A 15,200-nucleotide genomic window follows, 5' to 3' on the forward strand; every position below is an offset into this window, starting at 1 on the left:
CCTTGTTCACAAAAAAAGCTGGGACTAAGCCCCAGCTTCGATTTCTTTTAAAACGTTGGATAATACGCCATTAACGAATTTTCGTGATTGATCATCACTAAATGTTTTGGTCAATTCAATTGCTTCATTCAGTGCCACCGCTAACGGTACATCTTCCACGTATTTCATTTCAAAAATAGCAATACGTAAAATAATCAGATCCATCTTAGAAATACGACTAATACGCCAATTTCCTTTAAGATGTTTTTCAATTATCTGATCCAATTCACTCTTTTTGGCACATACACCACCAACCAAAGTATCTAAATAAACAGGAACAAAGGCTGATTCTTCTACATTAATCATCTCTTTATGATCTAACGCCATGGCGTGAAAAATGGCATCTTCTTTAGTCAAATCTGCATTAAAATCTAAAGGAAATAATGCTTGCAAGGCCATCTCACGAATTTTATGTCTTGTTAACTCTTTATCCATTTTCTTCCTCTTCGTCTTCAAAAAGCTCTTCGATCGCTGGTTGTTCCAACTTCTCAGGCACTACCGCTACAACGTGTACGTTTACTTGTGCTAAGGCAATATCTGTCATGAAAAGAACTTGTTGATTTACGCGCTCTTGCATTTCCATTGCTACCTTAGGAACAGAAACACCGTATTCTAAATAGCAGTAAAGGTCTACTTTTAAACCATCTTCATCATTTACTAAATAAACGCCTTTACCATGGGCTGCTCGCCCTAACAGCTCAGTCACATTGCTGGCAAACGTTCCACGCATTCCATAAACGCCTTTTACTTTTGAAGCAGCAATTCCGATAATTACTTCGATGACTTCTGGCGCAATAACGATTTCACCAAGCTCTTGAGTAGCATTTAAGATCAAATTTTTATCCTCTGCCATTTTATCTATTCCTCCTTTTGCCACTATACGCATTACTTACGAATAAACAAACTTCTTGCTTTTTTCATTCAAAACGTATAAAGGTAACCTGTTCACTCACTTATTTAAACCTTCTTCATTCAAATAAGTCATGCTTTGTATTCAAAGCTTGATTTCTTTTATAGTGTATCATTAAATTAAGGGATTTTCTATAACAAAGTCTACCTGAAAGTGCTTGTGTTCAACGAATTATAAAATAATTAACTCTTTAGGTGAATGAGTTAAAACTCGGTTACCATTTGTTGTAATTAATAAATCATCTTCAATTCTAACTCCACCGATGCCGGGTAGATAGATACCAGGTTCATCTGTAATGATATTCCCGGGTACAAATTGTTTTTCTGCTCGTACAGAGACATTTGGTCCTTCATGAATTTCTAAACCAATCCCATGACCAGTTGAATGACCAAACGCTTTTTCGTATCCACAAGTTGAAATATATTCTCTTGCAACAGCATCCAACTGTCGACCTGTCATTCCCGATTTTGCCATTTCTAAAACGGTTAGTTGCGCATCAAGAACAATTTGATAAATTTCTTTTAATTTCTCTCCCGGATCCCCGATCGCAAACGTCCGTGTCATATCAGAAACGTACCCCTCATAATAACAACCAAAATCTAAAGTAATCAAGTCTCCTTGTTCAATCACTTTTTTACTTGCAACACCGTGAGGCATGGCAGAACGTGCCCCACTTGCAACGATTGTTTCAAATGAAACACTGGAAGCACCAAGCGATCGCATATAAAAATCAAGTTGATTTGCTACTTCAATTTCTGTCATTCCCGGTTGAATCATCTTTAAAATATACTCATAAGCCATATCTGCGATATTACAAGCTTTTTCAATGATCGCAATTTCTTTTTCATCTTTTACTTCTCGAAGTTCTTCGATCATGTTAGAAACAGGAATCAATTGCGCCTCTATAATTTCTTTTAATAGCGTGTACTCTAAAAATGAAATTGCAGTTTCTTCAAAAGCAAGTCTCTGTAGCTCTTCTTTACTGATTAAACCAGCCACTTCATCAAAAATTGTTCCGATATTTTTAACGATTTCAAAACCTTGAGCTTGAGCTGCTGCTTGTTCGGTGTAACGAAAGTCAGTAATAAAAAACGCTTTTTCTAATGTAATTAAAGCTGCCCCAGTTGTTCCCGTGAAATTTGTTAAATACCGCAGATTATAAGGACTAGTAATTAAAAATGAATCTAAATTTTTTTCTTGCATTTTTTTACGCAATTTTTCCACTCGCAGCATCATAAATGAAATTCCTTCTTTCTTTGCTCTCTTTTTTCTATTATAACAAATTTTACCCTATTCACAGCAGATAAAACAAATTTTATCTATAAACTTCGCAGAAATCATGACCATCCTTCAAATGAAGGTAGTTTGCATGATAATAAGTCTTTAACACTGACCAAAACTTAAAGACGTTGCCTTTCTCATTTCATGTTCAATTTATCTGGTCTTTGCCATTTTTTCTACCTTTAACAAGTTGATAAAAAAGCTCTGCTTTTTAATAATCATGAGAAATGAGGACGTTATTTTATTCAGCGATAACGAGTTAGAAAGTAGCTACTCAAAAAAGGTGTTCCGATTTTAAAACAATATAAAAATGAGGCTGAACTCTTTCACAGCCTCATTTACATCTATGTCTAAACATCTATTCTTACTCATGAATGTTTTCCAAAAAAGAATGAAACAACCGCCACTAAAATAACTGCCCCTAAAATGGACGGAATCAGTGCCATACCAGCTGCATGCGGTCCCCAATCACCAAAAATTGCTTGTCCAATACTTGAACCCACCAGCCCAGCAATAATATTTGTGATGCACCCCATTGAACTTCCTTTACTTGTAATTGCTCCGGCAATTGCTCCAATAATTGCACCTACGATTAACGTCCATATCCACCCCATAATATTTCCTCCTTTATCTAACCAATTAAATTTTAGCATAAAATTTTCAAGCTAAGCAAACAATCCGTTCATTGTGACGATCAATACGTCTTTAGCAAAATAACCATTTAAATAGTAGTTTTTAATAGTTAATAGAAGTAAATACAAAACAAGACGTTTGGAGAAATGATCTTTTTGACCATTTCACCATACATCTTGTAATAAATTAAAAAGAACAAAATTATTTTGATTTTCGTTTGAAAATATTTTTCATCCCGCGTTTAACTACATCAAACAAGCTTAACGAACGGACCATGTGATTTGGATCAACATATTTCCGAACAGCTCTCAGCACTTTTTTGGGGTCTTTTGCTGCAAATGAATAGGTGCCATTTCTTTTTGTTCGAATCGCAAAACGAGGAATCCATTTTCCGTTAAACATGACAGAAGCAATCACACGATCCACTTCTTCCCAAGGAATTTGAATAAATTTTCGTGCATCCCGTTCATTATAGAATTCAAAACCTTTATCACCGATCATAATTTTACCATATTCAGCAATTCCCAAATAAGAAGTAGCATTCGTTGTTAATTCGACTTTTGTATTAATTGATTGTACCATCTCACTATTTGCTCCATTCACGTTATTGTTGATTTCAGCTTATACAGCCAACTATAGAAGTTTTTATTTTGTAATCTACACAAAACAACTTTAAGTATTATTTTATCACTCCATTAAGTATAGTTATTCGTATTTAATTAATCAATGAAAAGCATTAAAGAATCGAAGCAAGCTCACTTAGTAAATAATATTTACTGTCACTTAAGATTATCTTTTATCATTTACATCTAAAAAATGATAGTGGCTAGTTTAAAGTCAAAATCAAAGTATCTTGTCTCAATAAAAAAGAGTGCACAAAAGCAGTACTTCAAATTTTTTCAAGCCTAAGCAACATTTAGAAGTAATTACTCCTTTGACTTTATTCAAAGAGTGAAGCAAAGCTACACATTTTTATAAAAAATAGCCCGAAACTCAAAGAGTTCAGGCTATTTTAGTTTTAATATTTCTTACATTAAACCAATTAAGTGGAAGACAATACCCACTACGAACAATCCTAAAATAATAAGGATTGGTGAAACCTTTTTCTTAAGTAGCCACATACAAAACAACGTTAATAGCAATGCAGCTAATCCAGGAATCAAGCTGTCAAGGTTATCTTGTAAAGTAGTCACTTTTTCAGAAGTTAAAGACAAGCCTGCCGCTTGTTGTTCCAATGCACTTTTAATTCCTTCTGCTCCTGAAGGCAAATTGTTCCAATCAATATAAGCTCCTTTATCAAGCTTTACGGTTGATACGACTGGTGCAAAGCTGATAGTTACCCAACGGTTAACTAATGAACCGAGGATAAACATCCCAAGTATAGAAGCTCCTTTAGTAATATCTTGTAATAAACCGCCTGATAAGTCTTCTGTGATTTTAGAACCTGCTTTGTAGCCAAATTCTTGTGTATACCACATGAATGCCATACGGATGATATTCCATCCTAAAAAGTAAATGATTGGTCCCAAGATGTTTCCACCAATTGCCAGTGAAGCCGCCAAAGCACCAAGAATTGGTCTTACAGTAAACCAGAAAACTGGGTCTCCGATACCAGCTAAAGGTCCCATCATACCAACCTTGACCCCTTGAATTGTTACATCATCGACTGGTGCGCCATTTGCACGTTCTTCTTCAAGTGCTAGTGTGACGCCCATGATTGGTGAAGCCACATACGGATGCGTGTTAAAGAACTCTAAATGACGTTCTAATGCAGCCGCACGTTCTTCTTTTGTTTTATATAATTTCTTAATCGCTGGAATCATCGAATAAGCCCAGCCACCATTTTGCATACGTTCGTAGTTCCAAGAACCTTGAAGGAAAGTCGAACGCCACCAAACAGAAATACGATCTTTTTTAGATAATTGAATTCTTTCTTCTGCCATTGTCGTTTACGCCTCCTTTAATAATTATCAATAATGTCGCCTAGTGGATCACCAGTGTTTGAGCTTCCACCATTACCTGAGCCGCCTTGTTTAGAAAGGGCCAAATAGATAAGCGCAAGAGCTACACCGATTGCACCAAGTCCGATAAGAGTGATTTGTGTCACTGTTGCTAACACAAAACCAATTGCAAAGAATGGCCATACTTCTTTTGTAGCCATCATGTTGATAACCATGGCATAACCAACAGCCACAACCATCCCACCACCAATGGCTAATCCATCTGTTAACCAAACTGGCATTGATTCAAGTAAACTTCTTACAGGACCTTCACCAATTGCTAAAATTAAGCCAGCTGGAATCGCAATACGCACACCTTGCATACAAATTGCTACAATGTGCCACAATTCTACTTTTCTAAAGTTTCCTTCTTTTGCAGCAGCATCCATTAGATGAACGAAAGCAGTTGCAATCGTACGACAAATAATTGTTAACAACAGCCCAGCAACAGCAAGAGGAACAGCAATAGCGATAGCTGAAGAAACGCCTGAACTTCCTTGGCCGCCTAATACTAAAATAATTGCAGATGCAACAGATGCTAACGCAGCATCAGGAGCGACAGCAGCGCCAATATTTGCCCAACCAAGAGCGATCATTTGTAATGTACCGCCTAAAATAAGACAAGGCATTAAGTTCCCAGTAACTAAGCCAATTAACGTACATGCAACAACTGGTTGATGGAACTGAAATTCATCAAGAATTCCTTCCATACCAGCTAAAAATGCAACGATAATGACTAAAATCACTTGAATAATATTTAATTCCATGAGATTAATCCTCCATTTTTTCTGATAGTTAAATTAAGCACGGTTATTCAATTCTTCTTGCGCTTTTTTCAAGATTTCATCCATATTTCCTTTTGAATCATTTGGTACTTTGCGCACATCAAATTTAATCCCCGCATTTTTTAATTGTTTAAATGTATCAATGTCATTTTGACTAAAAGCCAACACTTTATTTGGTTGTACTTTACCAGGAGAATGAGCCATTGATCCAACATTCACTGTTTCTAACGGCACGCCGCCTTCAACTGCTCTTAAAACATCCTGAGGGTTTTCAAACAAGAGCAGCGCACGTTGACCGCCGAAATGTTGATCGTCTTTTGCAAGCTTAATCATTTGTGCGATTGGTACTACGTGTGCTTTTACACCCGGTGGGGCAGCTTGTTGAATTAGTTTTTTACGAAGCTCGTCTTTTGCAACCGCATCTGAAACGACGATGATACGTGTTGGATTTGTTGTTTTTGTCCAAGCTGTAGCCACTTGTCCGTGCAGCAGCCGTGAATCAATGCGGGCTAATACGTAACTGAATTTACCCGGAGCGCCTGTCGCTGCTGTTGATTGTGCAACTGCTTTTGGCGCTTCTTGTGGCTCTAATTCTTCAGGTTTAACTTTTATTCCATCTTTTGCCGTTTCAATGATATGGGCAGCAATTTCATGCGCAGATTCCATTGAAAAACGTGATGCATAAGCTTCAATCAACATAGGCAAGTTCAATCCACTGACAATCGCCCATTTGTCTTTGTGTTCTTCAAACAACGTATTTGCCTGATTAAATGGTGTTCCGCCCCATAAATCAACTAAGAACAATACTTCGTCTTGATTATCAAAAGAAGCAACTGCCTCTTTTATTTTGGCTCTCAAGTCATCTGGACCTTCGCTTGGTTTCAAAATGACTGCTTGGACGTTTTCTTGTTCGCCAAAAATCATTGAACCCGACTGCAAGATTCCTTCGGCAAATTGTCCATGACTTGCAAGGATAATCCCTACCATATTTATACCTCCTATTTCTTTTTTGTTGTAACAAAATCAAAAATTAAAAAATAATTGCTACCCATTACAACAGAGAATTTTTTCCATTATTCAGCAACAATGTCATGCCTTTTTGGTTTTCGTTAGCAATTCCATCAAAAGGATCTTTCTATCAGCAGGTACTTTTCGAATTTCTAATTCTACTCCTTGCTGATCTAAGTAATGAAAAGAATCAATGTCACGTTGATCAACTGAAACAAAATTTGTAATCATCGTTTTGCCTTCAGAAAAACTCATTCCGCCGATATTTAAAGAGTTCAAAGAGATACCGCTTCTAACAATGGCCTCAACATCTTGAGGATTCGTAAATAAAAGCATTACTTTTTCTTTTGCAAGTAAACTGCTTTGATAAATTTGAACCATTTTTTTTACAGCGATCACATTGGCCGTGATCCCCGGCGGTGCAGCTTCTTTAAGCAAGAATTTACGCAATTTATCTTCTGCTACGCGATCACTAATTACAATGATTCGTTCGACACCAGTCAATTTTGACCAAACCGTTGCCACTTGTCCGTGGATCAAACGATCATCTATACGCGCTAATCGAATTTCCATTAGTAAATCTCCTTCTTTCAAATGCTACACAGAAACCTTTATCATTCCTGTATGAATCCCATTCATTGGCACACTTCATTAATAAGCAAGAATCGTGCCAGATTTTAACGATACACTAAAGACGACAAAAGCATTTTCAAACAATACACAAAAAGATACACTAAAATAGTGTATCTTTTTTATGTGGTTATTTGTTAGTGTATTTATTTTTTAACAATTCATTACGGATTAATTTCAATAAATAATACACTTCCGCAAGTGATGTTTCAAATCGTATTTTCTTTTCTAATGGTACGAGTGCTTGTTGAATAATGAGAAACAAAGGATCAGTGGTTGCTGTTTCTAATTCTGTTTGTATTACACTTAATGGCTCATTTAGCAAAATCCGTTCAATCATGCCGGCTGTATGCAAAATTAAATTAATTTTAAACCCATAGTTTGGATCTTTAATCGCTGCTTTTTTGGTTATTTCATCGCTAAACTCCCACAAAGGATCAATCAATTTCGTTCCATTAATAAATGTGAAATTTTCTGTCATAAATTGAATGCACGTTTGCTTTGCTTTTTTTGCGTTTAACGGTACTTCTTCCATATCATTCAAATCCGCTTCAATCAACAATTGATCTAGCATTAACTCAATGTTTTGATCAATGAAACGTTCTAAAGGAATAAACGGCACTGAAATATTTGGATCACTGATGCCGGTCGCTGCAATAATTTGATAAATTTCTTCTATTTTAGGTAATTCTTTTTTTAGTTCAAGGACAGATAAAGCAATAACCCTTAACTCTACTTCTTGGCGTTTACTCACTGCTCGTTCAATCAATTCTTTGATTCGTTGTGCTGTTCCTTCTCCTGACGCACAAATAGCTAAAATAGCTTTCTTTCTAGCCGATGCGATTTCAAAGGATTCTTCTAGAGAAATCTCTGCATAACCACGAAAATTTTTTAAAGATTCATACAGCATATCCAGATCGGTTCCTAAAACAGAAACTTTTCGAACTGTTTCTAACACTAAAGAAGTTGTAACCATATCAACTGTTCGTACAGGAATCCCCGTATCACGTTGAACACGAGAATTAAAAGAAGCGAGCGAACCCATGTCAACTAATAGAATTGTTCCGCTTCCTTCATCTACTTCTTGCACCATTCGTTCAATTCGGCTAAGTGCTGTTTGAGGATCCATATCTAACGGCATATCCACCGCTCGGACATTATCCGCTTCTAGCAACTGTTGAACAACTTGAACCATACTACTTGCCGTGCTATTACCATGGGCTGCAACCACTACGCCAATCCGCCCACTTGCTTGATTTGCTCTTAAAGAGACAAGTAAAACGGTTAAATAAAAATCTTCACTGTTAGGAATAGTCACTTGAAAATAGCTCTCAATATATTTTCTGATTTTTTTTGCTAATTCGTATTCTTGTGGAAAATCAATAGCCATTTCACGTATATTGTCATTCGTATGCCGTTCTTCTCCTACATTAATTCTTTTTAAAAAAGAACTAATATGCAAACTCATTGCATAAATAAAGTTTTGTTGAAATTCATAAGGCAATACTTGTTGAACCATTAGATAAATCTGATTCGTCACTTCAATGATCTTCGGATCAACAAATTCGGCTAACTTGTTATCTGCATTAAAGGAAAAACCATGATCTTTGTAAAAAGATTTCAAGTGAATATTGATATCCGTCGAGATAAAGTGATTAATTGCCTCTTGGTCTAATCCGTCTGACTTTAAAAGAGCCGCTTTATCTCCAATGATGTCATAAAGATTGTACGGCAATTCGTAGGAATCAGATTGCAGCTTCATCAACGTATCATTAGGAAAAATCGTCATTTTCGGTCCTAGCAGTTTTGATAACTCCGACATCGCTATTCGATTACTGGCCAATTGAATCAAGCCACTTCGAATTCCTTCAGTCAAATCATCAACCGTAAGTGAAATCTCCGAAGAATTAATGTGATTTAAAAAGCCGCGAGCACAAATCAATTGTATATTTGATTTTAATTGACCAATATTTCCATATGTGACACTACCGATTAAAGCTTTGACCACGTCTTCAGTTAAAGAAATTTTGCGTTGAATTCGATTAGCTTCATGAACAATCATGATTTTAACTAAATCAATTTTTTCATTGGCTGGGCGTTTTTCAAAAGACGGCAATTTGATATTGATTGGTATTCTTCGTACGAAAGTCTCTAACAAAGAAGAGCCCGGGTCTTCCGTAGTAGCTCCAACGATACGAACATTCGCTTCATGAGATTTTGTTGTTTCACCTAAACGACTATACGTTCCATGATCCATAAAATAAAAAATCATCTCTTGACCTTCAGGAGGTAAGCGGTGAATTTCATCTAAAAAAAGCATTCCTCCGTCTGCCTGATCAATAATTCCCTTCTTTTCTTCTTCCGCTCCAGTAAAAGCTCCTTTCACATAACCAAATAAATGACTCATTAATAACTCCGGATTATTAGCATAATCCGCACAGTTAAAAACAACCAATTCTTTTTCTTCGCCTACTACATTATTGGCTTTTGCAAAATGAAACATTGCATGAGCAAAGTACGTCTTTCCTGATCCCGTCGGTCCTGTAATCAAACAATTCAATCCTTTTGGCGGATACAAAATAGCTGCTTTTGCCTGTTCAACCGCATTTTTCATGCTACCGTTTGTTCCAATAATTTTAGCAAAAATATCTTTCGTATCTACTGCGATCATCGTTTTTTCAATATTTTCTCGTTCTTCTTTATAACTTGCTATGTGTTTTGACGTCAGTTGTTCATAGGAACCCTTCTTTTGATAAACATAACGCACAGGTCTCCCATCTGTTTTCAACAGTTTGCCTTCACGCACTAATTGATTGAGATCTTTACTACCATTAGTTCGTTGAATGCCTAAAATCTCCGCAATTTCTTTTGTAGTTACTCCTTGGTCATATTCAGTAGGTGTCAGATGCGCGGTTTTTTCTTTGACATACGTATAAATTCGGTCAATGCGCTTTGCCATTGGTCTCGCCCCTTTTATTTAATGAACTGGCCTCAAAACATAATACTATTAATTTAATGCCATTTCGTCAACTATTTATACTATTCATCTTCACAATCAAAAAATAGCCGCTTTTTATAAAATTTATATCATGATGAAAAACACCCTATCAAATAAACAAGAAAAAATCTATTATTATGGTAAATAACTTTCTAAGAGAAAAAAACAGATAGCTTTTTTCCTATTTATAAAAATAGCATAAATGAGACATCTCCTTTAGAATTAATTCAATGATTTGCTAAGCAACCTTTCATTTCCATGATATACAGACATTTTTTATAGTAAAAAGTCTGAAAAACAAAGCTTTTTTTCTTCATTTATTGGCTTCAACAGCAGCAATCTGTCATCTTCTTTAATTGTTAAACTAGCCACTTTATTCAAAAGATTCCTATGTAACATAATCACCTACGCCTATGAGAATGTTTTACTCATCTAAAAATTTATGTTTATTATTTTAATTTTAGCAGGTATATAATACATATTAATAACCTAATTTAAAAAGAAACTTACGATAAATCAAACAACAGCAGAGTACTTATCACAAACGTAACACTTACCTTTTATCTAGACACCTAATTTTAAATATATTTACGCCTTCATATTTCATGAGACTGACACAGATCAGTCAACTACAATAGACGTCCACATTCACTAATATCAAAAAAAGAACTCACACAAAAACGCTCAAACTACATCAATTTTTAGAAAGTATGGTCAAAACCATTTTTGATAAAACAAAAAAGCCCTACCCCTTGCCACACAAGAGATAGAGCAGTTTATTTATTAAGCTTCTTGAGCAACTGGATAAACAGACACTTCAATTATACTGTTTCCTGATAAGCTCTCAATGCTTCTGAACCCATGATATTAGTGCTTTTCTTCTATTATTAAATATCTTGTAATTTTCTATTCTTTCTTAAAAGTATGGTCAAAGTATGGTCACTATTGATAGAATATTAATAGTAGTAGAAAGCTGATATCTAGGAGGAACTAATATGAGTAAACAATGTGCAAAGTGCGGAGGTAAAATTGGCTTAACTTCATATAAAATCAAAGATAAACAAATTGTTTGCGGCAATTGTATAAAAAAAGCTGGTTACGGTATGACTACTCCTTATAAAATAATAAGATCTTTGAATTTAGAAGATTTAGATAAGGGTCCATCAGAAAAAAGAAAATTAAACATATCTGATTATACTACACAAAACAATCATGATATAGGTAATGATAGAATGAAAACTACTGAAGAGATGGTAGAATTTTGTCTTAAATACGGCTATGGTAAAGGAATGACTAAAAAATGGACAACTCATCATTTTAACTTAATATCAGATCAACTTAACAGTGACGAATACGTAATCTTCTGCTTTGTAGGATTGCATAACTATATCTCGTCAACTAAGCATGACAATAATTATGCATACGCATTAACTAATAAACGTTTAATTGTAGCTCAACAAAAAATGATAGGCAATATTGTACAAAGTATTATATTAGACAATTTAAATAATATTAATAAAAAAAGAGGAATACTGTTGGGTACATTAACTATTGATACTCTTGGTAAAGTATTGAATGTTGCAGTTGATAAAGATACTGTTGATAGGATAAGTGATTCTTTAAACGAAATTATTTATAATTTAAAAAGAAGAAATATTTCTGCTACAAATTCCAATACATCAACAATTTCCTCAGCTTCAGAAATAAGAAAATATAAAGAACTATTGGATGACGGAATCATTACAGAAGAAGAATTTAATAAAAAGAAACAAGAATTATTAGATTTATAATATCTATCAAAAAAGATGAGCATTTAATTTAGCTCATCTTTTTCTATTTACAATACAAACGTTTGTTCGTATACTCTTTTTGAGGTGAACATTATGTTGATGGAAGGAAAAACACAATTATGGTTTAAATTTGACCCTTCGAATAGATTTATCAAAGATTTTTATAAAGTATGGAATTCAGAAGTTTTCTTTTTAGCAATCGAAGATAGCTTATTAATTAATCTCTACTATTCCAATAAAAACTACTTTAAAATTCCTGCTGCGAAAACGAGAATGAAGAAGGATGTATACTTTTTGTTTGATATCGTGACTGACGTACCAGACGCACGGAGCGATCATCGGCGTTATGACTATATAAAATATACTTTCATTGATCCAGAAAGGGATAAATAAAAGCCACTCATTTGAGTGGCAGTGAAAAATAAACTTTGATTTGTATGATATCCTTCAAAAAAATTCTAGCACAGAACTAGCTTAATTACTATATGTACCCTGTAGACTCGAACCTACGACCGGACGGTTATGAACCATTATATAAAAAAACCACCTCAATCGAGGTGGTTAAAGTTCAACATTATTTTACGATATTTACTGCTTGAGGACCACGTTGTCCTTCTTCAATATCATAAGAAACAGCTTGACCTTCATCTAATGTTTTGAATCCATCACCTTGGATAGCTGAGAAGTGTGCAAATACGTCATTTCCATCTTCACCAGTGATAAATCCAAAACCTTTATCTGAGTTAAACCATTTTACTGTACCGTTATTCATATATATTTCCTCCTAATACGTATATAATACGTGTTTTGTTGCAATTAATATTACTTGGTAAAAGGAGTTTTTATAGTGTGAATATATCGCTCAGATTACGTTTCAAATTAGATTACTTATTTACTATAACATGGAAATAATGATAACACAAGGATAATTGCTTGATATACAGTTTAACTATGAATAAATGAGTTTGAAGATTTAGAGAAACTGAAATAATTATTTGAAGAACGGAAAATAGATCTCAACCAAAATTGATTCTTTGAGTTTTTATATTTAGGGAGTTACTTTTTTATTTTCTTGCTTACTTCTTCTGCTCTTATTCTATCTACTTTTTCTTGTTCTCTATCCAAAAAACTGTCTAATTTTGCATAACGCTCTTTTTGTTCTTCTTCTGCTTTTTTTCTTTCTTGAATTGTTTTAATTGCTCCATAAATATCTTTTTTTAATATCAAAGTTAATAAAACACCAAATTGAAATGCCGAGATAAAAAAACAAATTGCTAAAAATAAAATGAAATATGTTGTAATCACACTGTTATTATTGTAAGAAACTTCAAAAAATACAGAATATAAAGTATAAGAAAAAGAACTAACGAAACCAATAGTTAGAATTTTAAGTATTTTTTTGAAATGTTTTTCTTTTAAACTAGCTAATATCGAATCAGACTGTATTGTTGTTAACATAGTATATATAGTAAAGTATATTCCAATAAAAACTGTAGCTACGGTAACCAATGATCCATCTTGTAAAGCTAAATATTTTCCAATATTATTTACAATAAAATCTGAAAAAATATTTAATTTTTTAAAATTTCCAAATAAAATAGAAAATATAAATATAAAGTATACCATTAAAATAATTTTTAATAACCTGTCTTCAATTATTGATATAAATAGGTTCTCCATTCCCTTCAGCTTTTTTTTCATCTAATATCTCCCTAACAATTTTTGTAGTTGAGTTAACCGCTATTTTATTATACTGATTGGAATTCGATAATCCCTTTCTATTTCCATCACCATAATAAAAATTACTGATTTCTCTAGCTAAGTATTCAAAACCATTACTATTGTCTCCAATAAGTATTTCGTCTTGTAGTTGACTATCATGTTTTAAATCAACGCTATCATTTTTTTTACCTGTTCTTGGATTATCAAAAATTACTTTTATTGTTTGGATTTCTTCAGCATCCCAATTTAAAGTTTTTAATATTTTTACTACTTCGAATGGATCCATCTGTTTTCTTATCTTGCCTTTTTTTATAGAGAAACAAGCCATGTTTCCATGCATTATTTTAGCTGTTTCATTAGAAGAATTTAGCACTGTCCTGATTACAGAATCATCATTTTTAATCTCATTAGAGCTTAATAAGCATTCAGTATTTTCGGTTACAACAAATTCCACAGTTATTGATTTTATATTACTTGAACTTTGAATATCATCAATTGAACTTTTCTTTCTTATTTCTATTATTTCAACAGTCCATTTATCACTATCGTCATTAATATTATTTAATAAAAATTTATTAATGTACTGCTCAAGTGATTTAGCTCTGCATCCTAGATGCGAATACTCCATCGCTAAAAAGTTTTTACCAGGAATAAGCAAACAATTAGAAGTTTCTAGTACATCTTTTTCTATCGGTTCTGCTTCATCTGTACCTTTTGTACCAGCTAACGGTTTCTTATCACGATATCTGCTTATCCAAAAACTTCTATTTCTAGTTTCCCTTTCCTGAGTTGGTTCTCTCATTTGTGTTAATGAGTAATCCCCGTTCCTTAAATTTCTTAATTTAATTTTAGCATCTCTAGTAGCTATAAAGTCTATGATTTTTTCTATAGGGTAATCCGTTTTCTCTCCATTTTTGCATATAAAAATATTATAATACAATAGTCTCATTTTTCATCCTCATTTCGTTATAATTTGCCACTTCAATTAAAACAAAAGAAAGCCTCAAAAACAAGGTTCTCAAGGCTTCCATTGGCAAATACAATCTTTGAGGATTATGGAATAACTTTAACATATAGGGAACGTAAGTTCAAGTTAAACGTTTATGATATTAAAATGACACTTTGTGATATACATAACATTAAATTTGTAACAAAAATGTTATATTTAATTTCATGTTTTTTACCTCTATGAGAAGCTATTTTTAATAGTTTAATACTTGTCCTGGATAAATCAAATTAGGATTTGATAGTCCATTGCACTGTGCCAGTGATTGATAGGTTGCTCCTAATTTAGTCGCGATCGAAGAAAGATTATCCCCATATTGAACTGTATATGTTCTAGCTGCACTTGCTACACCACTCACTTTTAATACTTGACCAGCATAGATCATGTTTGGATTACTT

16 protein-coding genes are annotated in these 15,200 nt (G+C 33.8%); 2 read left to right on the forward strand and 14 right to left on the reverse strand.

All coding sequences use genetic code 11. From position 1 onward, the window contains the following. Nucleotides 1-24 precede the first annotated feature (24 nt). From nusB to RV14_RS09100, 10 genes are all read right to left on the reverse strand, one after another. Nucleotides 25-474: a transcription antitermination factor NusB gene (nusB, locus tag RV14_RS09055; protein WP_071855945.1), complete on the reverse strand. Its 450-nt coding sequence runs from the start codon at nt 472-474 to the stop codon at nt 25-27. After that, nucleotides 467-892, reverse strand: a complete 426-nt coding sequence (locus tag RV14_RS09060) for an Asp23/Gls24 family envelope stress response protein (RefSeq protein WP_071855946.1) — start codon at nt 890-892, stop codon at nt 467-469. The genes nusB and RV14_RS09060 overlap by 8 nt, the downstream gene beginning before the upstream one ends. A 228-nt stretch (nt 893-1,120) precedes the next feature. Continuing rightward, entirely contained in the window at nt 1,121-2,185 is a 1,065-nt protein-coding gene (locus tag RV14_RS09065) for a M24 family metallopeptidase (RefSeq protein WP_071855947.1), read from the reverse strand. A 413-nt stretch (nt 2,186-2,598) separates the two neighbouring features. Continuing rightward, a complete protein-coding gene (locus RV14_RS09070; RefSeq protein ID WP_071855948.1) occupies nt 2,599-2,844 on the reverse strand; it encodes a GlsB/YeaQ/YmgE family stress response membrane protein in 246 nt (81 codons plus the stop codon). Nucleotides 2,845-3,064: 220 nt separating this feature from the next. Continuing rightward, nucleotides 3,065-3,445, reverse strand: a complete 381-nt coding sequence (locus tag RV14_RS09075; RefSeq protein ID WP_071855949.1) for a DUF956 family protein — start codon at nt 3,443-3,445, stop codon at nt 3,065-3,067. 446 nt (nt 3,446-3,891) lie between these two features. Next, a complete protein-coding gene (locus RV14_RS09080) occupies nt 3,892-4,806 on the reverse strand; it encodes a PTS system mannose/fructose/sorbose family transporter subunit IID (RefSeq protein ID WP_071855950.1) in 915 nt (304 codons plus the stop codon). Nucleotides 4,807-4,823: 17 nt separating this feature from the next. After that, on the reverse strand, nt 4,824-5,630 hold the full coding sequence (locus RV14_RS09085; RefSeq protein WP_071855951.1) for a PTS mannose/fructose/sorbose transporter subunit IIC: 807 nt from the start codon (nt 5,628-5,630) through the stop codon (nt 4,824-4,826). A 33-nt stretch (nt 5,631-5,663) separates the two neighbouring features. Continuing rightward, nucleotides 5,664-6,635: a mannose/fructose/sorbose PTS transporter subunit IIA gene (locus RV14_RS09090; RefSeq protein ID WP_071855952.1), complete on the reverse strand. Its 972-nt coding sequence runs from the start codon at nt 6,633-6,635 to the stop codon at nt 5,664-5,666. Nucleotides 6,636-6,737: 102 nt separating this feature from the next. Then, nucleotides 6,738-7,229: a mannose/fructose/sorbose PTS transporter subunit IIB gene (locus tag RV14_RS09095; RefSeq protein WP_071855953.1), complete on the reverse strand. Its 492-nt coding sequence runs from the start codon at nt 7,227-7,229 to the stop codon at nt 6,738-6,740. Nucleotides 7,230-7,416: 187 nt separating this feature from the next. After that, nucleotides 7,417-10,245, reverse strand: a complete 2,829-nt coding sequence (locus tag RV14_RS09100) for a sigma-54-dependent transcriptional regulator (protein ID WP_071855954.1) — start codon at nt 10,243-10,245, stop codon at nt 7,417-7,419. Nucleotides 10,246-11,279: 1,034 nt separating this feature from the next. On the opposite strand from RV14_RS09100, the gene RV14_RS09105 reads away from it, so the two are divergent. Together RV14_RS09105 and RV14_RS09110 are read left to right on the forward strand one after the other, a co-directional pair. Then, the gene (locus RV14_RS09105; protein WP_071855955.1) at nt 11,280-12,074 is read left to right on the forward strand and encodes a PH domain-containing protein; all 795 of its coding nucleotides are present in this window, start codon (nt 11,280-11,282) and stop codon (nt 12,072-12,074) included. 93 nt (nt 12,075-12,167) lie between these two features. Then, nucleotides 12,168-12,467, forward strand: a complete 300-nt coding sequence (locus tag RV14_RS09110) for a DUF5960 family protein (RefSeq protein WP_071855956.1) — start codon at nt 12,168-12,170, stop codon at nt 12,465-12,467. A gap of 181 nt (nt 12,468-12,648) precedes the next feature. Here the strand turns inward: RV14_RS09110 and RV14_RS09115 are convergent, their stop codons facing one another. From RV14_RS09115 to RV14_RS09130, 4 genes are all read right to left on the reverse strand, one after another. Then, nucleotides 12,649-12,846 carry a cold-shock protein gene (locus tag RV14_RS09115; protein ID WP_010718754.1) on the reverse strand — a complete coding sequence of 66 codons (198 nt, stop codon included), beginning with the start codon at nt 12,844-12,846 and terminating at the stop codon, nt 12,649-12,651. 284 nt (nt 12,847-13,130) lie between these two features. Then, entirely contained in the window at nt 13,131-13,775 is a 645-nt protein-coding gene (locus RV14_RS09120) for a hypothetical protein (protein WP_071855957.1), read from the reverse strand. Beyond that, nucleotides 13,726-14,745, reverse strand: coding sequence for a hypothetical protein (locus RV14_RS09125; RefSeq protein WP_071855958.1), 1,020 nt, complete (start codon nt 14,743-14,745; stop codon nt 13,726-13,728). The genes RV14_RS09120 and RV14_RS09125 overlap by 50 nt, the downstream gene beginning before the upstream one ends. A 253-nt stretch (nt 14,746-14,998) precedes the next feature. Beyond that, nucleotides 14,999-15,200, reverse strand: a 202-nt coding sequence (locus tag RV14_RS09130; protein ID WP_143139758.1) for a LysM peptidoglycan-binding domain-containing protein, incomplete at its 5' end; no start/stop codon positions are given.

Origin of the sequence: Enterococcus ratti (genome assembly GCF_001886195.1) — a bacterium.
Classification (GTDB): domain Bacteria; phylum Bacillota; class Bacilli; order Lactobacillales; family Enterococcaceae; genus Enterococcus_B; species Enterococcus_B ratti.